This is a genomic window from Halodesulfovibrio marinisediminis DSM 17456, assembly GCF_900129975.1.
GTDB lineage: Bacteria > Desulfobacterota > Desulfovibrionia > Desulfovibrionales > Desulfovibrionaceae > Halodesulfovibrio > Halodesulfovibrio marinisediminis.
In genome coordinates, this window is record NZ_FSRG01000003.1 from 703,916 (window position 1) to 729,949 (window position 26,034).

General features: G+C 43.2%; 23 protein-coding genes. 15 read left to right on the top strand and 8 right to left on the bottom strand.

All coding sequences use genetic code 11. The features are described 5' to 3' along the window. Window positions 1–32: 32 nt before the first annotated feature. The gene (locus BUR09_RS03430) at window positions 33–1,958 is read left to right on the top strand and encodes a chemotaxis protein CheW (RefSeq protein WP_074215535.1); all 1,926 of its coding nucleotides are present in this window, start codon (window positions 33–35) and stop codon (window positions 1,956–1,958) included. A gap of 330 nt (window positions 1,959–2,288) precedes the next feature. Further along, the gene (locus BUR09_RS03435) at window positions 2,289–2,939 is read left to right on the top strand and encodes a nitrite/sulfite reductase domain-containing protein (protein WP_074215536.1); all 651 of its coding nucleotides are present in this window, start codon (window positions 2,289–2,291) and stop codon (window positions 2,937–2,939) included. Window positions 2,940–3,008: 69 nt separating this feature from the next. Here the strand turns inward: BUR09_RS03435 and BUR09_RS03440 are convergent, their stop codons facing one another. Beyond that, the gene (locus tag BUR09_RS03440) at window positions 3,009–3,347 is read right to left on the bottom strand and encodes a DUF190 domain-containing protein (RefSeq protein WP_074215537.1); all 339 of its coding nucleotides are present in this window, start codon (window positions 3,345–3,347) and stop codon (window positions 3,009–3,011) included. A gap of 9 nt (window positions 3,348–3,356) precedes the next feature. Continuing rightward, window positions 3,357–3,731 carry a fluoride efflux transporter CrcB gene (gene crcB, locus BUR09_RS03445; protein WP_074215538.1) on the bottom strand — a complete coding sequence of 125 codons (375 nt, stop codon included), beginning with the start codon at window positions 3,729–3,731 and terminating at the stop codon, window positions 3,357–3,359. A gap of 44 nt (window positions 3,732–3,775) precedes the next feature. Between crcB and BUR09_RS03450 the strand changes: the two genes are divergently transcribed. The 4 genes from BUR09_RS03450 to aat all read left to right on the top strand — a co-directional run bounded on the left by BUR09_RS03450 (window position 3,776) and on the right by aat (window position 7,820). Further along, window positions 3,776–4,375 carry a class IV adenylate cyclase gene (locus BUR09_RS03450; protein ID WP_074215539.1) on the top strand — a complete coding sequence of 200 codons (600 nt, stop codon included), beginning with the start codon at window positions 3,776–3,778 and terminating at the stop codon, window positions 4,373–4,375. An 86-nt stretch (window positions 4,376–4,461) separates the two neighbouring features. Beyond that, window positions 4,462–4,773 (top strand): ATP-dependent Clp protease adaptor ClpS, encoded by a 312-nt coding sequence (locus tag BUR09_RS03455; RefSeq protein WP_074215540.1) that lies wholly within the window; start codon window positions 4,462–4,464, stop codon window positions 4,771–4,773. Between the two features lies 1 nt (window position 4,774). Then, window positions 4,775–7,051 (top strand): ATP-dependent Clp protease ATP-binding subunit ClpA, encoded by a 2,277-nt coding sequence (gene clpA, locus BUR09_RS03460; RefSeq protein ID WP_074215541.1) that lies wholly within the window; start codon window positions 4,775–4,777, stop codon window positions 7,049–7,051. Window positions 7,052–7,115: 64 nt separating this feature from the next. Continuing rightward, entirely contained in the window at window positions 7,116–7,820 is a 705-nt protein-coding gene (aat, locus tag BUR09_RS03465) for a leucyl/phenylalanyl-tRNA--protein transferase (protein WP_074215542.1), read from the top strand. Window positions 7,821–7,881: 61 nt separating this feature from the next. On the opposite strand, the gene BUR09_RS03470 is transcribed toward aat, so the two are convergent. Continuing rightward, on the bottom strand, window positions 7,882–8,382 hold the full coding sequence (locus tag BUR09_RS03470) for a hypothetical protein (protein WP_074215543.1): 501 nt from the start codon (window positions 8,380–8,382) through the stop codon (window positions 7,882–7,884). A 181-nt stretch (window positions 8,383–8,563) separates the two neighbouring features. On the opposite strand from BUR09_RS03470, the gene uvrB reads away from it, so the two are divergent. The 5 genes from uvrB to BUR09_RS03495 all read left to right on the top strand — a co-directional run bounded on the left by uvrB (window position 8,564) and on the right by BUR09_RS03495 (window position 16,920). Beyond that, a complete protein-coding gene (gene uvrB / locus BUR09_RS03475; protein WP_074215544.1) occupies window positions 8,564–10,582 on the top strand; it encodes an excinuclease ABC subunit UvrB in 2,019 nt (672 codons plus the stop codon). An 18-nt stretch (window positions 10,583–10,600) separates the two neighbouring features. Beyond that, on the top strand, window positions 10,601–11,641 hold the full coding sequence (locus tag BUR09_RS03480; protein ID WP_074215545.1) for a potassium channel family protein: 1,041 nt from the start codon (window positions 10,601–10,603) through the stop codon (window positions 11,639–11,641). Window positions 11,642–12,033: 392 nt separating this feature from the next. Continuing rightward, window positions 12,034–14,391 (top strand): NAD-dependent DNA ligase LigA, encoded by a 2,358-nt coding sequence (ligA, locus tag BUR09_RS03485; protein WP_074215546.1) that lies wholly within the window; start codon window positions 12,034–12,036, stop codon window positions 14,389–14,391. A 100-nt stretch (window positions 14,392–14,491) separates the two neighbouring features. Further along, window positions 14,492–15,271: a 4-hydroxy-tetrahydrodipicolinate reductase gene (gene dapB, locus BUR09_RS03490; protein WP_074215547.1), complete on the top strand. Its 780-nt coding sequence runs from the start codon at window positions 14,492–14,494 to the stop codon at window positions 15,269–15,271. Then, on the top strand, window positions 15,271–16,920 hold the full coding sequence (locus BUR09_RS03495) for an NAD+ synthase (RefSeq protein ID WP_074215548.1): 1,650 nt from the start codon (window positions 15,271–15,273) through the stop codon (window positions 16,918–16,920). Before dapB ends, BUR09_RS03495 begins: the two co-directional genes overlap by 1 nt. A 61-nt stretch (window positions 16,921–16,981) precedes the next feature. Here BUR09_RS03495 and BUR09_RS03500 read toward each other — a convergent pair whose 3' ends face one another. Both BUR09_RS03500 and BUR09_RS03505 read right to left on the bottom strand, forming a co-directional pair. Next, a complete protein-coding gene (locus BUR09_RS03500) occupies window positions 16,982–18,904 on the bottom strand; it encodes a molybdopterin-dependent oxidoreductase (protein WP_074215549.1) in 1,923 nt (640 codons plus the stop codon). 218 nt (window positions 18,905–19,122) lie between these two features. After that, window positions 19,123–19,554 (bottom strand): ACT domain-containing protein, encoded by a 432-nt coding sequence (locus tag BUR09_RS03505; RefSeq protein WP_074215550.1) that lies wholly within the window; start codon window positions 19,552–19,554, stop codon window positions 19,123–19,125. Between the two features lie 317 nt (window positions 19,555–19,871). Here BUR09_RS03505 and BUR09_RS03510 point away from each other — a divergent pair, with 317 nt between their 5' ends. Next, a complete protein-coding gene (locus BUR09_RS03510; RefSeq protein WP_074215551.1) occupies window positions 19,872–20,918 on the top strand; it encodes an FAD-dependent oxidoreductase in 1,047 nt (348 codons plus the stop codon). Between the two features lie 23 nt (window positions 20,919–20,941). Beyond that, window positions 20,942–21,445: a 4Fe-4S dicluster domain-containing protein gene (locus tag BUR09_RS03515; RefSeq protein WP_074215552.1), complete on the top strand. Its 504-nt coding sequence runs from the start codon at window positions 20,942–20,944 to the stop codon at window positions 21,443–21,445. A gap of 167 nt (window positions 21,446–21,612) precedes the next feature. On the opposite strand, the gene bcp is transcribed toward BUR09_RS03515, so the two are convergent. The 3 genes from bcp to BUR09_RS03530 all read right to left on the bottom strand — a co-directional run bounded on the left by bcp (window position 21,613) and on the right by BUR09_RS03530 (window position 24,606). Next, a complete protein-coding gene (gene bcp / locus BUR09_RS03520; protein ID WP_084539308.1) occupies window positions 21,613–22,092 on the bottom strand; it encodes a thioredoxin-dependent thiol peroxidase in 480 nt (159 codons plus the stop codon). A 465-nt stretch (window positions 22,093–22,557) separates the two neighbouring features. Continuing rightward, window positions 22,558–23,874: a peptidoglycan DD-metalloendopeptidase family protein gene (locus BUR09_RS03525; protein WP_074215553.1), complete on the bottom strand. Its 1,317-nt coding sequence runs from the start codon at window positions 23,872–23,874 to the stop codon at window positions 22,558–22,560. A gap of 306 nt (window positions 23,875–24,180) precedes the next feature. Then, window positions 24,181–24,606, bottom strand: coding sequence for a CBS domain-containing protein (locus BUR09_RS03530; RefSeq protein ID WP_074215554.1), 426 nt, complete (start codon window positions 24,604–24,606; stop codon window positions 24,181–24,183). Between the two features lie 178 nt (window positions 24,607–24,784). Between BUR09_RS03530 and BUR09_RS03535 the strand changes: the two genes are divergently transcribed. Further along, entirely contained in the window at window positions 24,785–25,429 is a 645-nt protein-coding gene (locus tag BUR09_RS03535; protein ID WP_084539309.1) for a protein-L-isoaspartate(D-aspartate) O-methyltransferase, read from the top strand. A gap of 4 nt (window positions 25,430–25,433) precedes the next feature. Continuing rightward, window positions 25,434–26,018 (top strand): YqaA family protein, encoded by a 585-nt coding sequence (locus tag BUR09_RS03540; protein WP_245796691.1) that lies wholly within the window; start codon window positions 25,434–25,436, stop codon window positions 26,016–26,018. Window positions 26,019–26,034: the final 16 nt, after the last annotated feature.

Here is a 26,034-nt window from a genome sequence, read left to right on the forward strand (position 1 = left end):
TTACATTCTTCTGGAAATAAAGGTTAAATGTAATGTTAGATGACGTTCGAATACAGTGTGACAGCGCTGCTGGTTACCTGAATCACTCAGAGTTGGCTGCTACTTCTGCTCATGCCAATACTGATAGTCAATTGTGCACCATGTTCTATGTGCGTCTGACATTACAATCTGATCTTGCCAATGAAACTCCGGCTTCAATATTTGCTGCTCATAAAGAACAGGGGACTATTTTTTACTTACCGGAACTGACTGCTCTTCCAGCTTTGGACGAATACACGGTTGGCAAACGGTATTTGCAATATCACGTTTTAATACAAAGCCCATTACAGGAAGGGGTAGAGCCAACCTGTCCTGTGTTTGAATCTCTTGGTTCAGCAGAAGTAAGCCAGCTTGGTATTATTGAAAGCGAGCATAGCAAAGATGCTACTGCATTTTTCTCTCAATACTTTTTGTCTTTCGCTGGACGTGGGCATGCAGATATTTCTGAAATTGCTGTTGGATTGCAAAATTTATTGCAACCTCTACTCATTCAAGAGGTTCCCCAGCATTCTTCGAACAATGAAGTAGCTCCCATTTCTCAGGCCAGTGATGTTGAGCCACCGGAGAAATCCTTTCATTTTCCAGAGGAATCACAAGACAGCCATTCAAGTGCACCAGATATTTTTTGTGAAGTTGATGATGCAAAAAATGAATTATTGAATCTGGAAATTACTTCTCCAATCTCAGAGTTAGAATTTTCGCTTAATGCACCACGTGGTACTGCTGACGAAATTGAGCTCCCCGATGTGATATCAAATGGAAGCAGCGCCTCTTATATAGCCAAAGTTTGCGATCAACTTGTTCCTTCTCTTGAAGGCGATATGGATGTTCCTGCATCAGGAAAAGACATATCTTCTATTACTTGTTTCACAGAGATTTTGGCGTCTAAAAAGTTTTCTGATTACAGCCAACAGCGATCAGCTCAGCAAGAGGAAAAACTTGATAGGCTTATCTCGCATGTGAGTGAGTTGTCTGGCATACAGTCAAAGTTGTATGATTATGCTCTGACACATGAAGATGATTTGCTGCGCAGCATGGCTGATGAGTTTGACAGGCTGTACTGCGTGCTGCGTGATTCTGCACTTGAATTACGAATGGTATCCTTGGAACCGTCACTGATTGCTGTAAAGGAATGGCTTGAAGATGCAGTTCAAGCTATGAGTAAGCAAATAGAATTTAGTGTGCAGGGTGCTGATGTTCAAGTGGATGCGATTGTTGCAGAGGCTTTAACAGACGCATTGTCAGCATATTTTTCTTCAAGTATTTCCTTAGTTCTTTCTGCTAATGATCCAGCAATGATCTCGCTCTCTGTCGAATACTCCGGAACAGACGTGCTGTTGTTCTTGAAGCATACGGGCAGCACTGTTTTGTCTGGACGCGATAATATTCAAATTTCTGAAGCATTGCTTGGATTGCAGGCAGAAATTTTTGCGTTGCATGGAGCCATGGCTGTTGAACAAGGATATCAAGGAGAGACTTGCGTAAAAGTGAGCTTCCCTGTGACCAAAGCAATGATCGAAGGTTTAATCGTGCAGTGTGGGGATGAGCAGTACCTTGTTCCAATGAACCAGATTTCAGAATGTGTTGACTGCAATCCTCGCATGGGCGTTGAAGCAAAAGAAAACAAGGTCATTCTTGGTGGTGAGACTATTCCATGTGTTCGTCTTCGTGAGTATGTTGAGTTAGATGGCAGAGCAGAAAATGAACAATGTGTTATCATCCAATCGTTGTCTGGCACATTTGGACTTATTGTTGACGGAGTGGTAGGTGAACTACAGGCTGCCGTAAAGCCAGTAGGCTTTTTGTATGAACATATTGAAATGATTTCAGGTGTTTCAATTAAGGCTGATGGTGTTCCGTGTCTTGTCTTAAATCTGCAACATCTTCAAACAGTTGCAGATTGCTTGATTATAAATTAGAAGAATATTGAACTGATCGATCAAACAGTTGGTGGGCTATTTTTTTAATTGTCCGTAAGCAATGCGTGACAATAAGTAGCTGACTGTTTGTTTTTGGTATTGGTTGAAGAATGAGTATGGATTAAGTGAGAATGACTTTCCGCCGTGCATGAAGCAAAAATTTTCTTCGGAGGAAAGGGAATCCTTTCTTAATCGAGTATAATTCCTATTAAGCATGGACAGTGGCAAAGCTGTAGTGTAAAAGCGCAACATATACAGAGAATAAAAAAGTTCTTTTAATGCATGCTTGTAATCGTCTTATAAGAAAAATAACTATTAAGAAGGTGAGATATGACTACTCCAGATGGTGCAATTTTACAGCGCGATAAAGAAACATATGCAATCGTTCCTCGTACCCCGGCAGGTATGCTGACTCCAGACGTTCTTGAAACGATCGCTTATGTGTGTCGTAAGTACGAAGTGCCGATTATTAAAATTACTTCCGGCCAGCGCATGGCTCTTGTTGGTATGAAAGAAGAGCAGGTTGAACCAATTTGGGAAGAGCTTAAGTGGAAAGTGGGCCGTGCTACAGAGCTTTGCGTACATTACGTTCAGGCATGTCCTGGTACAGCAGTCTGTAAACTTGGCGTGCAGGACTCTCTCGGTTTTGGCCTTGAAATCGAAGAAGCGCTGTACGGCAAGCCATTCCCTGCAAAAGTTAAGTTTGGTGTCTCTGGTTGTCCAATGTGCTGTGGCGAAAGTCGGGTACGTGATATCGGTATTATCGGCACCAAAAAAGGCTGGGAAGTTGTTGTAGGGGGTAACTCTGGTCCTCGTCCTCGCATTGGTGATACTCTTGCAAAAGACCTCACTCAGGAAGAAGCTTGGGCTCTTATTGAAAAGTTCCTTGAGTACTACCGTGAAAACTCCGGCAAACGAGTACGTATTTCTAAGTTCGTAGAAAAAGAAGGTATTGAGGCTATTAAAGCAGCGATCTTATAGTCTTACCTGAAAAAAATAAAAAAAGCTCAACGGTATGCATTTCTTGCAGATCGTTGAGCTTTTTTTATTTTAAGATTTAGTCTTGGGTGCAACTATTGTTACGTCTTCTTGCAGAATAAGAGCTTCTGCAGTGAATTGCTCTAATTTCGGAATAAAGCTTTGAATGTTCTCTTTTGTGTCGATAATTTGTATAAGAAGGGGGAGGTCTTCTGAAATACGCAAAATGCCCATGGAGTGTATCTTTTTGTCTCTGCCGTAGCTGTATAGTCCGCGGAAGACAGAAACTCCTGCCAGATTGGAGTCTTTTGCCTGTTCCATGATGACTTCGTATAGGCTTTTCCCTTCAAACTGGTCTTTTTCACTGATGTAAATACTTAGCCGTTGAACGGTGCCTTGTAAGTGATGCATTGTATTCTCCTACAAAAGTTTGCCAAGAGAGAGGCCAAATTTTAGAAGGATAACTCCAGTAATTATTTGTCCTACAACATTTAAGAGAAAGTATGGCCACTGCGTTGAGTCTAGAAGGGCAGTAGATTCAAAAATAAAAGTTGAGAATGTGGTGAAGGCGCCCATAAAACCAGTGAGTACAATTGCACGGAAGTCCGGTGAAAGAGAGAGTCTATCTTGTGCGTATGCCCAGATAAGGCCGAACAAGAAGCAGCCGATAATGTTGACGAGATATGTGCCAATTGGAAAACTGATGTTTATGGCACGTTGAAATACTCCAGAGAGTAAATAACGGCTTAAACTCCCCAGCCCCCCGGCACAAAACAGTAAGATGATCTTAGTCATGCTGTTTCCTTGATTATGATAACAAAAAATCGGGAAGTAACTATATGGCGTTCGAAATCGAACTGAAATTTATACATATTGATCCTGTATTGGTGCGCGAGAAACTATCAGCACTCGGTGGTTTGTGTAAAGGAAGACATCTAGAGCGTAATGTTGTTTTTGATTCTCCTGAGCGTGATATGAAAAATGCTGGCAAGCTGTTACGGTTGAGAACAAAGCAGTGGAAAAATGAGCATGAGACAGTTCTTACATTGAAACTTCCGCCAAAAGGTGACATGCCTGAAGATGTAAAAATATACGACGAGCGAGAAACAAAAGTCGAGAGCTTTGAGGGAACGTATGCTATCCTCGAAGGGCTCGGATACGAAGGTGCCTTCCGTTATGATAAAATGCGCGAAGAGTGGACGCTCGATAATGTAGAAATTTGTATTGATGAACTTTCATTTGAAACTGTTATTGAGTTGGAAGGCGAACGCGATGATATTTTTGTTCTAGCGGATAAGCTTTCGTTGCCGAGGGAAAATGCCTCAACGGCTACATATCACGAGCTTCATAGGGCGTATCGCGAGAGAAACAATCTTGCTTCGCAAGATAGTTTCTATTTTACTGATGAAGAATGCCAGAACCTGCTGAACACCTTGTAAGGAAGAACACAGGGAAATACGTTTTGGGTGCAGATTGTTTTCTTCCTATTTGGCATTAATAAATAATTACGAGTAATGGATTCATTATGGCTGAACACCATAGACCTGACTTAGATTCTGATATTCTGCTTGAAGACGAACTGAAAGAGCCTCGCAAGTTTCGAGTGCTCATGCATAATGATGATTATACCACAATGGATTTTGTCATTTTAATCCTTGTTGAAGTGTTTCGGAAAACCACTCAGCAAGCAACACAGATTATGCTGAGCATTCACGAAAAAGGTGTCGGAGAATGTGGAATCTATACTGCTGAAGTTGCAGAAACGAAGATTGCAATTGTCCGTGCCCGCGCGAAAGAAGCTGGCTATCCTCTAAAATGTACAATGGAAGAGGTATAATATGCTGAGTACGCATTTAGAACAGGCTATTGCAAATGCTGTTCATGAAGTACAGGAACGAAATCACGAATTTCTCACCCTTGAACACCTTCTGTACGGTATCGCACAGGAAGACCAAGGGTACTATATCTTAGAACAGGCCGGTGCGGATGTGCCGTCTTTGTTAAATCGTATAGAAGTCTTTTTTTCATCACACCTTGAACCGTTGCCGGAAGATGTCCCTACTGAGATTATCCGTACTATCAGCGTTCAGAGAGTCTTGCAGCGTGCAGCAATGCAGATGCAGGCTTCTGGTCGCGATGTTGTAGAAATCGGTGATGTGCTTGCAGCAATGTTTGAGGAAGAAGATTCCTACGCATTGTATTTCCTGCGTCATATGGAAGTTACCCGTTTAGACATTCTAGAAGTTGTCTCTCATGAGATGGATGGAAATGAATGGGCTATGATGGGCGAAGAAGGCATGAATGAATCCCGCACAGACTCTTTGGCAGAGTTCTGTGTTGACCTTACCGAGAAGGCCAAACTGGGAGAAATTGATCCTCTTATAGGCAGGAAGTCAGAGCTGGAACGCACTATTCAGGTACTTGCCAGACGCCGTAAGAACAATCCTTTGTTTGTGGGTGAACCTGGTGTTGGTAAGACTGCACTTGCAGAAGGGCTTGCCGTTCGTATTGTTGATGGTAATGTTCCTGACAGCTTTCATGATTCACAGATCTATGCTCTTGATATGGGCGCCTTGCTTGCCGGAACCAAATACCGCGGAGACTTTGAGTCTCGTCTAAAAGGCGTTATTCAGGATCTTAAAAAGATTGAAGGCGCAATTCTCTTTATTGATGAAATCCATACTATTGTAGGTGCAGGTGCAACCACAGGTGGTTCTATGGATGCGTCTAATATTCTTAAGCCAGTTCTGGCCAGTGGCGGCATTAAATGCATTGGTTCTACTACCTATGAAGAATACAAGAACCATTTTGAGAAAGACCGTGCTCTCTCTCGTCGGTTCCAGAAAATTGATGTTCCGGAGCCGACCACTGATGAGTGTATGGCTATCTTGAAGGGACTTAAACCATACTATGAAGAGCATCACGGTGTGCGTTACAGCCAGCCTGCAATTAAAGCAGCAGTTGAACTTTCCGCACGATACATTACAGAGCGCTTCCTTCCTGATAAAGCCATTGACGTAATTGATGAAGCTGGTGCGGCTTATCGTCTGCATGGTACTCATCGTAAGAGCAACACCATTACTGCAAACGATATTGAACGTGTTGTTGCGAAGATGGCACGTATCCCAGAACAGCGAGTGTCCACTGGGGATAAGCAAAAACTCTCCAACCTTGTTGATGACTTGAAAGCTCAGGTGTTCGGACAGGACAAGGCTGTGGATATTGTTGGCAGAGCGATTCTGCGAAGCCGTGCAGGTTTGGGTAGAGATGATCGCCCTACAGGGTCTTTTCTTTTCTATGGCCCTACAGGTGTGGGTAAAACAGAGCTTGCCCGTCAGCTCGCAGAACAGCTTGGTGTTCAGTTCCTCCGGTACGATATGAGTGAATACATGGAGAAGCATGCGGTTTCTCGTCTTATCGGGGCGCCTCCGGGTTATGTTGGTTTTGATCAGGGTGGTCAGCTTACAGATGCTGTCCGTAAACATCCTCATGCTGTTGTTTTACTTGATGAGATTGAAAAAGCACATCCGGACATTTTCAATATTCTCTTACAGGTAATGGATTATGCAACATTGACGGATAACACCGGTCGTAAGGCTGATTTCCGTAATATTATTCTTATTATGACTTCTAACGCCGGTGCCCGTGAAATGGCAGCCAAGTCCATTGGTTTTGGTGCTAAGGATAAAATGGATGTAGCCCAGCGTGGTTTGAAAGCTGTAGAGCGTACTTTTAGTCCGGAATTTAGAAACCGACTTGATGCAATGGTTCCGTTCCATGGCCTTGGTGAATCTATTATGGTGCGCATAGTAGATAAGTTTGTGGCCGAACTGGAAGAAATGCTTAAGTCCAAGCGTGTTCAGATTGAATTGACAGAAGCAGCCCGTAAGCGTCTTGCTGCAAAAGGGTATGATGATGCCTTTGGTGCACGACCAATGCGTCGTGTAATTAGAACAGGGCTTGAAGATGCCATTGCACATGAAGTTCTGTTTGGCGATTTGCAGAAAGGTGGCATAGCGACTGTTGATGTGAAGGACGTAACGGCACCAAAGGAAGCTGATGATCTTGGCCTGAGTATGACTTTCTTGCCATTGAGTTCTAAAAAGAAAAAGTAATGCTATTGCCTCTGGCGGTTCGTCTCATTGCCGTGCCGTTGCGTAATATAATCAAAAAGAAAATATGACAGTATACTTACTATCAGATGATGATGTAGCCTTCCCCAATCCTGCGTTAGCAGGTGGGGAAGGCCTTCTTGCCGTTGGCGGTGACTTGCGTATAGAGCGTCTTGTTAATGCGTATGCCAATGGTATCTTTCCTTGGTATGATGACGAGTCGCCTATTCTTTGGTGGTCGCCTGATCCGCGCTTTGTTCTTTTTCCAGAGGATCTGCATATCCCACGCAGCTTACGTCGTGTAATTAACTCACGTAAGTTTACTATAAAAATAGATACAGCCTTTGAAGAGGTTATGCGAAATTGTGCTGCCTCTCTGCGTCCCGATGAAGAAGGAACTTGGATTGTTGAGGAGATGATCGAAGCGTATTGTGAACTTAATGAGGCTGGACTTGCACACTCCATAGAGACTTGGCGCGATGACAAGCTCGTAGGTGGTCTGTATGGCGTTTCTTTAGGCAAGGTTTTCTATGGCGAGTCTATGTTCTTTAAAGAGTCTGATGCCTCTAAGGTTGCGCTAGTATGGTTAGCTCGATTACTCGTTGCGGCGGGGTTTGAGATGATTGACTGTCAGCAGGTGACAGATAACCTTGAACGTTTTGGTGCAGTTGCCATATCTCGTGATGAATTTTTGAAAAGGCTTCATAAGGCGCAAGATGCTCCGACTATCCAAGGACAGTGGACGTTTCCAGAAGAGTTTTTCCCTTTATAAGCAAAAAATCCCTGTTTTCTTTTGAACAGGGATTTTTTTATGGTTAAGCGGTATGGTCTTATTACTCGGGTTCGATAACATTAGGTTCGTGCAGTTCCAAATCGTAGAAGCCTCTAACTTTGAAATCTAGAGGGTAATCGGGCACATTGTCGAATTTAATGAACCCCATGCTCTTACCTTCCGGTATGGTGGAAAGAGGCATAGTTCCTTGCGGAACCGGAAATGAGAGGGGGCCGGTTGTAATTTTTCTAAGTCGGGTGTGATACCGCTGCTCAAGGTATTTGATGACGGCATCACGTTCTTCTTTAGTAAAACACTCAAGAACCATCCGTTTGGTATCTTCAAGGGTGCCAGTAAGGCTTTGTTCGAGTTTATATTTTTCACAATCTGTATCTATACAACGAAGTAACTTTGCATCTTGTAGTTCGGCTTCAGGGATGTCAGAACGGAACAGATGCGCCTCTACATTTTTGCGTCCTTTGAAACTGCGTATGATAATGGACATGGTGTACAGTCTGTCTGTTGGTTCGTTACCGGTAGCAGGTGTGAATTCTTTCTGCATGTGGTTCCCTCCGCGGAAAGTAAGAATCCTATATTTCATAATGTTATGCGATAGTTTCTGGCGCTGCAACAGAGTGATTAATTTTTTCCATAACTGTGTTTGGGGTAGTCTTACGTCATGAACTGGTTAAGAATGCCTTTAACATTTTGATTAAGAAATTGAAGATAGTAATGAGGAAGTGATGCAGGATACGCTGTTTAAATTAGAAACTTCATTTACGCCGCAAGGTGACCAGCCACAAGCTATTGAAGAGCTGACCACGAACTTGGAGCAGGGCGTACAGGATCAGATCCTGCTCGGTGTTACCGGTTCTGGTAAGACTTTTACTGTTGCACAGACTATTGCACGTGCTCAACGCCCAGCGCTTATCCTTGCGCCGAACAAAACACTGGCAGCACAGTTATACAACGAATTCAAAGAACTTTTTCCTCATAATGCTGTTGAATATTTTGTAAGTTATTACGATTATTATCAGCCAGAAGCATATGTGCCGTCTTCAGACACGTATATAGAGAAAGATTCTTCTATTAATGATAATATTGATAAGCTGCGACATGCTGCGACCCACGCGTTACTTACACGTCGCGATGTAATTATTGTTGCTTCTGTTTCGTGTATTTATGGTCTTGGTTCACCTGAGTACTATGCAAAGTTGGTAATTCCGGTTGAGGTAGGTCAGGCAATCTCTATGGATGAGATAATTACACGCTTGGTAGATGTTCAATATGAGCGTAACGATTATGACTTTCATCGCGGAACCTTCAGGGTGCGTGGTGATGTGTTGGAGATTATTCCAGCGTATCATCATGAAAAAGCATTACGCATCGAATTTTTTGGTGATGACATTGATGCGCTGCATGAGATTGACCCTGTTACTGGGAACATCATCGGTAGTGTCGGTAAGACTGTTATCTATCCGGCTAGTCACTATGTATCTGATAAGGATAACTTGAAACGTGCAGTCTCTGATATTCGTGATGAATTACAAGTTCGCCTTGCAGATTTTAAGGCAGGGAACAAACTTGTAGAAGCACAGCGGTTAGAGCAGCGCACCATGCTTGATCTCGAAATGATTGAAGAGATGGGATACTGTACGGGGATTGAAAACTACTCACGACATTTGGATTGTCGTAAAGAGGGTGATCCTCCTGCGTGTTTGCTTGATTACTTCCCGAAAGATTTTTTGCTTTTTATTGATGAAAGCCACATTACGGTGTCACAGGTAGGTGCTATGTACAAAGGTGACCGTTCTCGTAAAAGTACTCTCGTGGACTTTGGCTTTCGTCTTCCTTCAGCATTAGACAACCGTCCTTTAGAGTTTAATGAATTTTTAGAACGTATCGGTCAGACAGTGTATGTATCCGCAACTCCTGGAAAATGGGAGTTGGAACGTTCACAGGGACTTGTTGTTGAACAAATTATCCGGCCTACTGGCCTCGTTGATCCTCAGTTGGAAGTACGTCCAACAAAGGGACAAATGGATGATCTGTTGGGTGAGTGTAAGCAGCGTATTGCCAACAATGAACGTGTGCTTGTTACAACTTTGACCAAACGTATGGCAGAAGACCTGACAGAGTACTTCAAAAGTATGGGTGTGAATACTCGTTATCTTCATTCAGATATTGATGCTCTGGAGCGTATGGCGATTATTCAGGCGTTGCGTCGAAAAGAGTGTGATGTTTTAGTAGGCATCAATTTATTGCGAGAAGGTCTTGATATTCCGGAAGTTTCTTTGGTAGCAATACTAGATGCGGACAAGGAAGGCTTTTTGCGTTCTGTCGGGTCTCTTGTTCAGACCTTTGGTCGTGCAGCCCGTAATGTCAGTGGTAGAGTTATCATGTATGCGGATACCATTACGAAGAGCATGAAGGCAGCAATGGGAGAAACAGAGCGTAGACGCGAAAAACAGTTAGCCTTTAACGAAGAGCACGGCATTGTTCCGCAGACAATTATGAAGCGTATTGATACTCCTTTTGACTCAATTGCTTCGACTGCTGCTGAGGCGGAGAAAGGTAAGAAGGGTAAAAAAGGTGTGGCTATTGCGCCTGAGCTTGAACATGACCCTAAAAAGCTGGCTAAGATGATCGCTAAGTTAGAACGCGAAATGCGTGAAGCGGCTAAAGAACTTGAATTCGAAAAGGCCGCAGAATTACGAGATCAAATTCATATCCTTCGGGATCGTCTGCTCGAAACCGGTTAATTTGAGGAATGTATTAAGGTGAAGTCTAATTCTTTTCTTGTCCGGCTCGTTCGCCTGCGGAACCAGCTAGGAGTATTCTGGCCTCTCATGGTAAGTCAGGTCTCTATACTTGGTGTCGTAATTCTCGCTGTATATGGCTATATGGTGCTAGAGGGCTGGTCCATGGCAGATGCCGTATATATGGTGGTGATTACGCTCTCCACTGTGGGCTTTGGTGAAGTTCAGCCTCTCTCCACAGAAGGGCGTATTCTGACTTCATTTCTTATTTTAGCTGGTGTTGGTAACTTTGCGTTTATTTTGGGTGCGTTTTCCCAGTTGTTGGTAGAAGGTAAGTTTTTTCACGTAATCGGGAGCCGTAGGGTGCTTAAAACAATTGGCAAGCTAAAAGATCATTGTGTCGTCTGTGGCTATGGCCGCATTGGTTCTGTTGTAGTGAAAGAAATTGTTGCAGAAGGTCAAGATGTTGTAGTTATTGAACATGACCCAGAAGCAATAGCTCTTCTTCAGGAAGAAGGAATTCTTTATATAGAAGGCGATGCTACCTCTGACGAAGTGTTGGCACAATCTGGGATCGTAAATGCTAAAAATCTGATTACTGCTCTTTCAGAGGATGCTGCTAATGTATACGTTGTGTTGAGTGCCCGTGAGATGAATGGGAGTTTACACATTGTTTCAAGGGCAAGCTCTCACGAGCGTGTGAGCAAGCTTAAACAGGCTGGAGCTGATTCTGTGATTCTTCCGAACCATATTGGTGGATTGCGGTTAGCTCAATCTGTACTGCGCCCGACAGTGACAAGCTTTATGGAGCTTGCAAACAGAAGAGCGACTCTGGATATTCAAATGGAAGAGCTTACAATTGGTGAGGATTCTTCTTTGGTAGGCAAAGACCTGATTGAGTCCGAACTTCGGCCTAAATTTAATCTTATAGTTATTGCCATTAAGAAGCAGGGACAGGATATGGTCTTTAATCCAGATGGACGGACTGTCCTAGAAGCTGGCAATACTATTGTAGCTGTTGGAGCGCAGGAGAAGCTTAAAGATTTTTCTCTGCTTTTATAATGCCTTCAAAAGAAAGCATATAATTGGTTATAACTGTTAAAATCTTCCCTTGTTTATGTTTATAAACAAGGGTGGGGAAAGTCTTCAAAGCACATAGTGAACCACTGTCTTTAGACTAATCAATATTTATGAGTGTAGAATATTGTGGTATGCCACCATACTCTGCACTCATTTTTTGTATGTAAAAAAGCGTCAAATATGAGGGAATATTCTGCTGTCCAAGGACAATGCACTGGACAATAAAGAGCAAGAAAAGTATCCAGCGGTTCTAAAAAGATTGGGTTCTAAAGCAGATCGTGCCAACTTGGTATTGTGATGTTTTATCAGCCTGCATCAAAAAAATTTTGTTAATAAGCTGTAAGCTTTCTTATACAGATAAAATAAGGTGTCGTATGTCTGATTCTACCACATTGTCTCTTGATAAAGCTCAAGAACGAGTTCTCAAGCTTCGTAAGGAACTCGAACATCATAGTTATCTTTATTATGTTCAGGATGCTCCTGAGATTACAGATGCTGAATATGATGTGTTGTTCAGGGAACTGATAGGTCTTGAAGAAGCATACCCAGAACTGCTTACACCAGATTCTCCAACAATGAAGATTGGCGGAGAAGTCCTTCCTAGTTTGCCATCCCAAGAACATAGTCTGCGTATGTACAGTTTGGATAACGCATTTAATGACGAAGAGTTTCTTGCGTTTGTAGATCGTATTAAGCGCCAACAGGCAGATGCCGAGTTGTCTTTTTGGATCGATCCCAAAATGGACGGGCTTGCAATGGAGCTTGTTTATGAAAATGGCTCCTTTACAACTGCATTGACACGAGGTGATGGAACTACAGGTGAGGTGGTAACTCATACTGTGCGTACTATTAAAAACGTGCCATTGCGTCTGCGTGGAGATAAGCTTCCAGCTCGGTTGGAGGTTCGTGGTGAAGTTGTTATTGGACGTGAAGCTTTTCTTAAGCTGAATGAAACACAGCGTAAGTATGGTAAGAAAGTATTTGCGAATCCACGTAACGCTGCGGCGGGGTCTGTTCGTCAGTTGGACTCATCTGTGGCAGCAGCACGACCTCTTATGTTCCTCGCTTACGGTATCGGCATTGTAGAATGGGAAGATGAAGGGCACGCGTGGACAACTCAGCAAGAGATCATCAACGGTTTGTCTGAGTTAGGATTTAGTGTGCCACCTGATGCACAGCTTTGCGAAGGTCCTGAGGATGTAACTGCTTTATTTGAGCAGCTGGGTGAGAAGCGTGATACCTTGCCGTATGAGATCGACGGTATGGTTGCAAAGCTGAATAACCTTGAATTACAGAGAGCTCTCGGCTTTACTGCACGTTTCCCACGCTGGGCAATTGCTTTTAAATTTCCTGCTCAGCAAGCTGTTACCAGATTGGAAGAGATTGCTATTCAGGTTGGACGAACAGGCGTACTGACACCAGTTGCTATTCTTGATCCCGTTGAAGTCGGTGGTGTCGTTGTATCCCGTGCAACACTGCATAATGAAGACGAGATTCGAGCAAAAGAGCTTATGGAAGGGGATATGGTTATTGTTCAGCGTGCTGGCGATGTTATCCCTGAAGTCGTACGCGCTTTGGTAGAAAAACGGGATGGCTCTGAAAAGGAATTTATCTTCCCGAAGGAATGTCCAGTTTGCCATTCAGAAGCAATTCGAGAAGAAGGTGAGGCTGCGTGGCGTTGTATTAACGTAACTTGTCCAGCAGTTGTGAAGCGTTCTATCGTACACTTTGTTTCTAAAGCCGGTCTCGATATTCAAGGCGTCGGTAAAAGCTGGGTAGAAAAGCTCGTAGATAAAGGCATGGTCAAAGACCCTGTTGATCTTTTTGAAGTGAAGCGTCTTGACCTCATGCAATTCGAAGGCATGGGACCTGTTTCTGCGCAAAAATTTGTTACTGCCCTTGTAGATGTTAAAAAGTCTGCAACGCTTTCCCGTTTTATTTGTGCATTAGGTATTCGTCACGTTGGTGAGCAGACCGGTAAGGTTTTAGCAAAGACTTATAAAGACGTAGATGACCTTTCTCGTGCTAATATAACAGAACTTCAGGAACTTCCGGATGTGGGCGCAGAGATCGCTGAGTCTATCGTTGACTTTTTTGATAACGAAGCCAACAAAGCCATGTTGGAGCGTTTTAAGTCTATCGGGCTAGATCCTAAGCAAGAAGAAGCGGCTGAAGTGGATGGTAACCATCCGTTTGCAGGTAAAACAGTAGTCTTTACAGGTTCACTTACAACAAAACGTGCTGAAGCTAAGGAAATGGCAGAAAATGTAGGCGCAAAAGTTGTTGGAAGCGTTTCTAAGAAACTTGACTACTTGGTTGCTGGTGAAAAAGCTGGGAGTAAGCTTGCAAAGGCAGAGCAACTCGGGATAACAATTTTGTCCGAAGATGAATTCTTAGCAATGTATAAGAATTCATCTTCAACACAGACTATGGACTCTGAAGCTGTGGCGGCAGCAGAGGAGCCCCCTTCAGATATCGAAGAACCATCACAGGCTCTTGTTGATGATTCTGTTGCAGATAAAGAGGAAAGAGAAGACGTTGCGGCGGAGATTGGCGTTGTAACAGAATCTGTTTCTTTAGAAGATTCTGCAGCGGAAGAGAATGTCGAAAAAGAGTTAGTGAAGGAAGAACTTTCTCAAGAGAAGGAAGATACTGAAAAAGAAAGGGTTGAAAAGAAGCTAGAAGTAAAAACGAGAGAGACTGTAAAGCCTCTTTCCTTACTAGACTTTTAATAAAAAACTCTCTTTTAATCGGGGTCAAGGGGGGTAACCTCCCTTGCGGGTGCAGGGCAGAGCCCGCCCGCCGGAGGCATAAACTTATCGGAGAAATGACATGAGTGTATCTATAGTTGTAATGGGTGCTAACGGTCGTATGGGTGCAACTATTGCGCGTATGGCACAGGATAGTGATAAGTACGAGCTTGCTGCAGTTGTAGAACGTAAGGGACACGAAGGCCGTCTTGATTTTTGGGGCTGTGAAGTTTCAAACGATCTTGATGAGGTTCTTGGTAAGATAGATAATGCTGTTGTTATCGACTTCACCATCCCAGCTGTAAGCCTTGAAAATGCAAAGATTGCGGCAAAGCATCACACTCCGATTGTAATGGGAACTACTGGTTTTACTAATGAAGAGCGTGCACAGCTTGAAGAGTTGGCTAAAACATCTCCTATGTTTTGGGCACCGAATACAAGTGTAGGCGTTTATGCTCTTACTCAGATTTTGCCTGAACTTATCAAGATTCTCGGTGAAGATTATGACCTGGAAATGGTAGAATTACACCATAACAAGAAAAAGGATTCTCCAAGCGGCACAGCAATGCGTCTTGCAGAGTGCCTTGCAGAAGCTAAAAAATGGGATCTTGATAAGGTCGCCAACTATCATCGCGAAGGCATGATTGGCGAGCGTCCAAAAGAAGAGATTGGTATTCAGACTATTCGCGGCGGTGACGTTGTGGGTGTGCATACCGTATATGCAATGGGGCCGGGTGAGCGTATTGAAGTTACACATCATGCGCATTCTCGTGAAACATTTGCAGCTGGTGCTCTTCGTGCTGCATTGTGGCTTGCTGGACGTGAGGCAGGAAAACTTTATTCTATGTCGGATATTATCTAATGAAAATAGCGCTTCTTCAGCTGAACCCTGTTGTGGGTGATGTCTCTGGCAATATAGTTAAGATTGTCGAAGCAGTAAAAAAAGCTGCAAAAGACGGAGCACAGCTTTGTGTGACCTCGGAATTATCTGTTTGCGGCTATCCTCCTCGTGACTTGTTGTTACGTCAGGACTTTATTGATGGCTGTCAGGCATCTCTTAAGACATTGGCTTTTGAGTTGAAAGATATGCCGCCGACGTTGGTCGGTGTACCTATCCATAACCCAGATAGTGTAGGTAAGCCGGTATTTAACGCTGCTGCTTTGGTAGCAAATGGAACGTACTCCATTGTAGCGCATAAAACCTTGCTCCCTACCTATGACGTATTTGATGAGAACCGATACTTTGAACAGGGGAAAAAACTTGGTCTTGTGAATATTCATGGTCGCAAGATCGGTGTAACCATCTGTGAGGATATCTGGAACGATAAATCATATTGGAAGGACCGCAGGAAGTATAAGCAAAACCCTCTCGGGGCGCTTGCTGAAGATGGCGCAGAGATTATTGTTAACCTTTCAGCATCGCCTTTTACGCTCGGCAAACAGTTTATACGTGAGCAGATGTTGTCATCCATGGTGCATCATTACGAACTGCCGTTCTTATATGCTAACCAGGTTGGTGGTAACGACGACCTTATCTTTGCAGGTAAAAGCCTTGCATATGCCGCTGATGGAACACTCATTGGACGCGGCAAGTCCTTTGAAGAAGATATTCTAGTCGTTGACCTCGAATCAAATTCTGGCCGCGTAGAACAGGAAGATGCTACTGACGAAGCACAGGCTTGGAATGCACTCGTTCTTGGAACTCGTGATTACGTTCGTAAGTGTGGCTTTAAGAAAGTTGTTCTTGGTTTGTCAGGTGGGGTTGATTCAGCCCTTACTGCAGCCGTTGCGGTGGAGGCTCTCGGTCCTGAGAATGTTATCGGTGTGCTCATGCCTTCTCCATATTCAAGTCAGGGCAGTATTGATGACTCTTTTGAGCTTGCAAAGCGTCTTGGTATTCGCACTGAAAAAATTGAAATTGAGCCAATGCTCACAGCATTTCTTGGTTCATTGAAGCCAATTTTTGAGGGTGCCAATACTGATGTAACGGAAGAGAACCTTCAGGCTCGTATTCGCGGTAACTTGCTTATGGCAATCTCCAATAAATTTGGTGCATTGCTTTTAACTACTGGTAACAAGTCTGAACTGGCAGTAGGTTACTGCACTATTTATGGCGACATGGCTGGTGGTCTTGCGGTTATTGCTGATGTACCTAAGACTCTTGTTTGGAAGGTCTGTCGTTGGGCAAATGATCACTGCGGAGAAAAGATTCCGGTTGAGATTATTGAAAAAGCTCCTTCTGCTGAACTTCGTCCAGATCAGAAGGACTCTGATTCTTTGCCGGAATACGAAGAGCTTGATGCTATTCTCCATAAGTACATTGTTGAGCGCTTGAGTAAAGAAACCATTATATTACAAGGGTATGCAGAGGAAGACGTTGAGCGTGTTCTTTGGCTTGTAAAGATTTCTGAGTTCAAACGCAGACAGGCTGCACCGGGGCTGCGTATTACAGACCGTGCTTTTGGTACTGGTTGGCGTATGCCTGTAGCAAGTCGTGTTCACTTGCTGTAGCTGATTTTGACTACAAGAAAGGAAAGGCGTGAGTCATATGACTCACGCCTTTTTTATTTATTTATTTAATACATTCTAGTCGCACCCGTTGACTGTAAAAGGCTGCATTGCCGCCCAGGTCGGTAACATGTGATTCAATAATAGTGTTGGCGCATCTATCAAACATCATCCAGCCGCCACGACGGATAATGACAGATTCAGGATGAACTGCAGTGTCTGCCACTGCCAGAACCTGTATTTTGCCAATTGGTGATATTAAATGTGCATGTTCATTGGGGATGATATTATATTGTGTTAGCGTGGTTGGGTGAATATGGGCTTTGAGTTGTTCTTGTTGCTCTTCGGCTGGAATTTGTGAGTGTTCATAGTCCTTGTTGATCAGCGACAACAAAGAGAGAGGGAATGTTGAATCGAACTCTGGTTCCTCGTGCAATACTGGATCAGGGAGACAATATTTTCCGTCCGGATGACTGAATGTCATGTCCTTGAATGCAATGTTAGGTCTATCTGTCGGTAGAAAACCTTTTTTTCTGATCTCTGTAAGCGGATTTTTAGTTAGGTTTGTAATTGGCTCTGTATTGAGTGCCGATGTAAGGATATCATCCTTTTGTGGCATAGGAATAGACAAGCGGGAAGCAATATCACTGATGATGTCATAGTCGGTGCGTGTATCTCCAGTTGGCTCGAAAACTTTGGCACTGTATTGAATATAGTTGTGAAAGTAGGAGCCGAGAACATCTTCGCGCTCATACATTAGGGCGCATGGTAGTATTATATCTGCTTGCTTAGCGGTATCATTTATAAATGCATCTACTACAACAACCATATCTATGGTGCAGAACGCATCTGCCATTTTTATTGCTTCCGGTGTTTGGTTGATAGCGTTTGTGCCGTCGCACCATAAAAATTCAATGTCGCCCGCAGCCAAAATTTCATCAGCAAGTTTTGGAGTAAGTAACGAACGCGATTTTTTTCCACCTGATCGCCAAGTTGAGTCAAAGTTTCTACCAGTGCTGACTCCTCCATAACTACCTGCACCTTTTTTTCCTACATTGCCGGAAAGCATGGAGAGGGCGTTGATGTATCGTACGTTTTCTCCGCCATAGATGTATCGTTGTAACCCCCATCCAAGGATACTGGAGACAGCAAAATCTTTGTTGCCGTATATCGCGGCAAGAAGAGATATTTCATCTGGTTTAACGCCGCACGTTTGAAGAAGTTTTTGTTCATCAAGTGATTTAATGAAGTTGACGAACTCGGGGCCATTTGAAGTTCGACTTAGAATCTTGTCTGCAATTCCATTTTGAATAAGGCGGTTGATGACAGCTGTGGCAAGAAATCTATCGGTTCCAGGGCGGATTTGAATATGAGTGTCGCTCTGGTGTATGCGCATTCCTTCTTCAGGAGACATTGGTGAAATGCTGAATAGCTGGCATCCATTGCTACGTGCATCTTTTAGTAACGCAGTAGTGTGAATAGAAGAACGAATGACATCACGTCCCCAGTTGACGATACAGTCTGCGTTGAGAAGCTCTGTATAGTTGTTCTGGTCAAGTTCACCGAAGTCGCGAATACAAGCTTCGATCATTGCATTGTCACAGAGTGCCCCGTGAGTTTTTGATGCGCCAAGTTGTCCGAAGAGATAGCGACTGGAATCAGCAAGCACTCCACGGAACCCGTACCCCCGGACATGAAGCATCCGCTCCGGAGTGCTCCGCAGAGTAGAAATTTTTTGAGCAATTGCGTCGAGCGCTTTTTCCCATGACACTGGGGTGAAGTCAGAGCCGTTGCGCATGAGCGGAGTAGTAATCCGGTCAGGAGCACTGATGCGTGAAAGGGCGTGTTTCCCTTTTTTGCAAGTGAAGCCTTGGGTTATAGGATGTGCGGGGTTGCCCTTTATTGAGTGACGCCCATATTCATCGGTTGTGACAATTGTTGAACAGCAGTCTGGGCAATCCAGTGTGCATGCAGAAATATGATCCATTAAATGTTCCTTTAGGGGGGGCTTTATGCGTTGCATTAGCTGTGTGCATCAGCCATAGCCGAAATATTAATTTGTACTTAACAGTGTAGCATTAATATTTCATCTGTTGACGGTAGCTTTTGGGGAATCGTTGTTTATATTCTTAGGAGTGAGTCATATTTCGTAAATGAAAAAAGCCGGAATGATCCGGCTTTTTTTTACTGTTATGATAGGCGTGCTTATTGAGCGTGAAGTTTTGTGCCTGGAATGATAGGAATATTATTCTCAGATAAAATTTCTACAGCCTGATCTGTTTTATCGAAACGGAAAATCAATGTGGCATTTGTGCTGCCAGGCATAACAAATGCGTACATGTATTCAACGTTAATTCCATTGTTACCAAGGGTATTAAGGATGTGGTTCAAGCCGCCCGGCTTGTCCTCAACTTCTACTGCAACAACATTTGTTTTACCGACAGTGAAGCCTTGATCTTTTAATACGGACTTTGCTTTTTCACTATTATCTACGATAAGGCGCAAAATTCCAAAGTCCGTTGTGTCCGCGAGCGAGAGGGCACGAATGTTAATGCCATTCTTTGCCAGTGTGTTAGTTACTTCTGCAAGGCGTCCGGCCTTGTTTTCCAGAAAAACGGATATTTGTTCTACTTTCATGAGGATTGCCCCTTATTGTCTTCAGATACATAGAAATATAGTCTGTTTCTAGCATTTGAAATTGTCGTGGGCAATATTTAATACAACATTGTCAAAAATTGGTAGCACGTGTTGTTTTGATGATGGGTACCGCATCGCATAAACCCACGGTTTGTGCCTATTTTCACACAATTTCTTTCTTGCCAGTATCCAATTGTGATGTATATTACAGAATCCAAGGGCTAGATTGAGTAATCAATGAACGTCGTTGGCAGTTACTCATTTAAATGAATTTACGAATAGGGGTATCCGTGTCCTCATCTCTACATACTGGTGTAATGAATTTTGGATTCTTGCAGACTAAAAATACACCTGTAATTAATAGAAGCGTTGGAATTATTGGTGCTGGGCCTTCTGGGCTAGCTGCTGCTGGGTTGTTAGCAAGTCAGGGGTATGAAGTTCATGTGTACGATAAGCTGCCCAAGCCGGGGGGGCTTATGGTTTTTGGTATCCCAAGTCATAGGATTCCTGCTGATCGAATCAATCGAGGAGTGCGTGATTTAGAGCGTCGCCTCGGAGTCATTTTTAGAACGAATACAAAAATTTGTTGTAGTGCGCCTATGCATGAAGAAGAAGGCGATCATTTTGCAGCAGATATTTTAAGCTTATCCGATCTTACAGATAATCACGATGCGGTCGTTATCTGCTCTGGTTCATGGAAATCTCGTAAACTGACTATCGAAGGAAGCACATTAAATGGTGTGTATTCCAGTTTGCAGTTTCTTTTTCCTATTCGTGCTGTCAAATATGCGCACAGCAATGTTTCTATGCCGGATGTTAAGGGAAAAAGGGTCGTTGTAATCGGTGCTGGGCATTCAGCTATTGATGTTGTGGATTCAGCAAGAACTCTTGGCGCTGAGGACATTACCCTCGTGTACAGACGAACCGTAGCTGAAGCTCCGTGTGGAAAGTTTGAAATCGATCGTATTCAGGAAATGGGTGTTTCCTGGCTTGAAAAACGGTCTCCAGAAGCTATTAAGGGCACAAACCATGTTGAAAAACTCGTTGTGCGCAACGGAACAACCGATGAACTGGAAGAATTGGATGCAGATGTCATTGTAAGTGCCATTGGGGAGATTCCGACACCTCCGTTCCAGAAGGAACTTGGGTTAGAGAATGTTCGCAAGGGTGATGTTCGTTGGTTGAACATGACTGCTATGGATAATGTTTTTGTAGCAGGGGACGTACTTACTGGGCCAAGTAAAATTGGTAAAGCTGTGTACAGCGGACTCCGTGCCGCCCGCTCGCTGACAAACTGGCTTGATTTGAAAGCACAGTCTAGAGAAGCAGAATATAATTTTGATGCAGATAAAATTTCGCGGTAGCTGCAGGAACAAAGGTAAAAACAATGCAAGAATATAAGACACTGTTCGTTGATTATTCCAAGTGTATTGGCTGCGAGACTTGTGAGTCCGTATGCAAGTTTCTTCATGATACACCCCGTATCGCGATGTCCCGTACCATTGAAGGTGTAATCGTTCCTCTTTATTGCCAACACTGTGAAAAAGCTGCTTGTCAGCGTGTTTGTAAACGTGGTGCAATTTCACATGATGCTCAGGGAGCAGTTTTACATGATCCGATGAAATGCCGCGGGTGTGAAACCAAAGATTGTTTGATTGCGTGCCCTTATGCAGCTTTTTTTGCGACCTGTAAGGGAGTCGCTGTAGCAAAGTGTGACTTATGCAAAAAGCGTAGGGCAGAGGGAATGCTGCCTGCCTGTGTTGAAATGTGTCCATGTGACGCAATTAAATATGTTGATCAAAAAGATGTTGGCTCTTTTAAAACTGCTGCATCTGAAGAAGCTTTTAAGCGTGTAATGTCACACATTCGTCCTAAAAAGTTTGTTGACTAATGTGTTGACTGCTTATGCTTGCACAGTAAAAAATTAAAAAAGCATATGCTCTTATTAAATTTGATGGATGAGATGCATGCTTAATATATTGCTACTTGTATTAAAAGTAAGCGAATTACTATGAGTAGATCACGAAAAAATGGTGGAGTAGAGACTCCACCATTTTTTTATGCGGTTCCGTGCTCTTTCAGATAGGTAAGCACGGTATGTGCATGGTCTGCTGTTTTGAATTTGTTGAAGACTTGTTCGATAACTCCATCTTCGCCGACAAGAAAACTTATTCGGTGAATACCTTCATAAACTTTGCCCATGAACTTTTTTTCTGCCCACACGCCAAACTGTTCGGCAATCTCGTGGTTCTCGTCAGAAAGCAAAGAAAAAGCGAGTAGTTCTTTGCGGGCAAATTTATCCAGACGTGTTATTGGATCAGGGCTGATGCCAAGAATTGCAATTCCCATTGCGTCAAATGTATTAAGGTTGTCACGCAACCCTTGTGCCTGAGTGACTCAGCCGGATGTGGATGCTTTAGGATAGAAATACACCAGCACACGTTGCTTACCTTTAAAATTTGAAAGACAGATCTCTTCTCCTGATTGATTTATCAGGCAAAAATCTGGTGCAGGGTCACCTTGTTTTAGTGTTTTCATAGTCACTCCTTATGATGAAGACAGTTTGTTATTCTACTGTATGACATCTGAACCTAGGGTTTCATTATTAGTTCTATAGCGTTGTGCGATCATACGTATGATATTTCGAAGCTCTTATCATAACTATTTGACGTTCCAATTTTTTAATAACTCATTTTGTGTTGCTGGTTATGATGAAGCGAGACAAGCAAACTATGGTAATGCACCATGAGTTTTAGATTTGAGCAAGCATAATGGTGTCTTTATTACAAGTTAACATAATCACAAAGGTCAAACTGACCCCCTTATGAAAGAAAGGGGAAAAAATCTAAGCCCGTTATTTCAATAACCACATAAGCTTCAAGGAGAAACAGCAAAAAGCATTGTGTATCTCATAGGGCTTTAATATGTCATGATCAATGGTTAGTGCACAAATAAAAAAGCCCGTGTAAAAAACTACACGGGCTTTTGATGATTATTTAATGGCTAGTTAAAATTGAGTTTGTCCGTAATGTTGTACTGAATCCAACGAGGATCGAACCACTCGACAGGAGTTACTGGAATACCAGAAACTATGACGCCAAAGTGGAGGTGGTCTCCACCGGACATTCCAGTCGAGCCGGATATACCGATGATATCTCCCTGGCTTACGACAGAACCGACAGTTGTCTTGATTTCAGTCATATGCGCATACAATGTTTGCAATCCAAGGCCATGATCAATGATAGCAACATTTCCGTAAATTCCGAGGTTCCCTGTGTAAACAACAGTACCTTTGTTTGCCGCAGGAATTGGAGATTGTTTACGGGAAGCAAGGTCGAGGCCTAAATGTGTTTGTTGGTCAATTACCTTATCGTTGTAAATGTAGCTTCTGCGGTCACCAAATCCTGCACGAGTTGCGGAGTTAGGGAAACGCATGAACTTGCTTTTCCATAAAATGGAAGAAGATGTTTGGCGACCAATTTTGATAAGAGCTGCGCGGTTTTCTTTGCGGATTTTTCTGTTCACCGTAAGAAAACGTTCAAGGTTTGTTTTTGCCTCTGGAGTGTCTTTGTTAAAGGCAGGCATTACACTATTCAAGAAACGATCACTTAAGCGAATTTTATCATGACGGAATTTGCGGGAGAGAGGATTGATGGCGAACGGCTGGTTGTAGATATTACCAGCAACATCCATTGCGAATACAGTAGGGGTATAGTCTTTTCTCTCTATATCATGAGGGAAAGCAAAAAGGCTGATGTATGTGCCGTCTGCTTGTTTATAGCCTGGGAAGAAGATGTCGTTAACTTTTACGCCTGAAGTGTCTACAGGCTCAGATACAGTGTAAGCAATTACACCAGTACCACCTTGCCAAATGTTTGGCGGCAGTGATTTTATGGTAACACTTGGTGGAGTATTATCCATTCTCATTGTAACAATTTTGCGAGTGGTGTTCCCTTTGCCAAAGGCTGCGAGAGAGGTGTCAGTCGCTGTAATGATCATTTCAAATGCGCCATCGGAAACATTCGCATTTGCAAGAGGAATATTAAGTGTGATTGATTTTCTTCCCGGCTCAAAGTCAGTAGAGTACAACGGGATATTTTTGGAATTTTTACGAACCGCAATGGAAAGATTTTTAAGCTCAGAAGTAACATCGTGTAGCGAAAGAGTGACGGTGCTGTTTTTGTTAACTCGAGCATTTTCTTTATCAACTGCAACGATTGGGCCTTGCTGGTCTTTAAATAAAAGCCAGCCGGCAATCGTACCGCCGCAAATGAGGGATAAGAATACAATGAAAAAGAATGTTTTTTTAAGGCTCGCCATGAGCAGTCCCTTATACAACGTTAATGTGATGGAATGGGGTAATAATTAAGATTTCCTAGAACAGGTTTTTGATAGGTGTCGTTGCAACCATGCTAAGGCGTGCGATGACACTATGGTTAAATCTAACCATAAATCAAAAAAATTGACTACTTCATGATATTTGTGGATGCGCCAATGAGAGTTGAGTAAAAGAAATACTCAATGTTCCATAAAGTGGAAAAGCGCAGCAGCCGATGAGACTGTACCTAGATCTACCGAATCTAACAAGTCAAAGAATCAGCTGCTATTCATATCGTAATGTGTGTTTTACGTATCTAGCGCATCCATTAACTCAATCGTTAATCGTAAAAAGTCAGCCTCTGTTATGATTCCTACAAGCATGTCTTTTTCTATAACAGGCAGGCAGCCGTATTTATGGTTTAGAAGAAGCTCGGCTGCGTCTCTAAGGCTCGCATCCGGAGCTACTGTATAGACATCATCTCGCATGATTTCTGATACAGGGATTGACGCCTCAATTTCATCCTGCTCATCTCTGCCAATATCTGCTAATTTTGATAGGGTAGAAGATAAAATGTCTCTGTGGGTTATAAGGCCGACAAAAATGTTTCCTTCCTCAATGACAGGGATATGACGAATACGTGCCAGTTCCATTAGTGACTTGGCAGCCATTAAAGAGTCAGATTTTTTGAGTGTGAACATATTGGTGGACATCAGGTCTTGTACATGAAGCATAATGGTCTCCATTGATTTCTAATTTACACAATGTTCATATGGTGTTGCAGAGCGTTAAACCTTGGTGACGGTTGACTTGTGAAGAAAAATCTGCTTCTCAAGCCGAACAGATATTGAATTCAGTGTAACGTCTGCTTGTTTTTCTGACTATACTATTTCACGTTAAAGGAATCTTATTTTGCCGAACGATTTGAAGCGCAATAGAGAGAGAATGGTTCGTGACCAGCTTGAAAGGCGACATATCACTGATCCGAACGTGTTAAACGCAATGCGGACTGTGCCAAGGCATAAGTTTGTTCAGGAAGCCCTGCGGCTTAGTGCTTATGATGATAACGCGTTGCCAATAGGCTATGGACAGACTATCTCTCAGCCATACATCGTTGGCCTTATGTCAGAGGCATTAGAAGCCGAACCTGGGATGAGTGTGCTTGAAATTGGCACCGGTTCCGGCTATCAAGCTGCTGTACTTTGTGAAATGGGCTTACAGGTTTATTCTGTCGAGCGTATTCCTGAATTACACACTGCTGCGGGAAAGCTTTTTGCTGAGCTTGGTTATACTGGAGTTCAGTTTAAACTAGACGATGGTACTCTTGGCTGGCCGGAGAAAGCGCCATTTGATCGAATCATGGTCACAGCAGGAGGGCCCGAAATTCCTAAACCTCTCGTTGATCAACTGGCTGATCCAGGAATTCTTGTGTTGCCTGTCGGGCGTATGAAACGAATGCAACAGCTTGTACGAATACGAAAAAATAACGGTGACATCACTCTGGAAAAGCTGGCCAGTGTAGCTTTCGTAGATTTGGTGGGTGCACACGGGTGGTAACTTAATGAAGTTGATGTCTAAGGTGATGGACTGGATTTCAAGATCTGCTCTATCTCCTAAAGCTAAATGGACACTGGCAATCGTTGCTTTTACAGAGTCCATCATTTTTCCTCTTCCTCCTGATTTGCTTCTGATTCCAATGGCGCTTACTCAGCGTAAAAAGGCATTTTTTTTTGCAACAATATGCACGGCAGCGTCAGTGCTCGGGGGAATAGTCGGCTATTATATTGGATATAATTTCATGGACTACGTAGGGATGCCGATTGTTCGTTTCTATAATTTATCCAATGAATATGTAGCCATTAAAGACTGGTACGACACTTACAACGCATGGGCTGTTGCTGCCGCGGGGCTAACTCCTGTTCCGTATAAATTATGCACTCTTTCTGCCGGTGCTTTTAAGGTTAATTTCGGTATCTTCCTTTTCGCTTCAGTCGTAAGCCGTAGTATGCGTTTTTTTGCTATTGCCGGTCTTATTTATGTGTTTGGCGAACGGGCACGGTACTTTTTGGAAAAGCGTTTTGATCTTGTTTTACTCGCTGCACTTGTGCTTGGTATTGCCGGATTTGTCGTTTTAAAATTTCTCTAATGGCTAATTTCTCGAG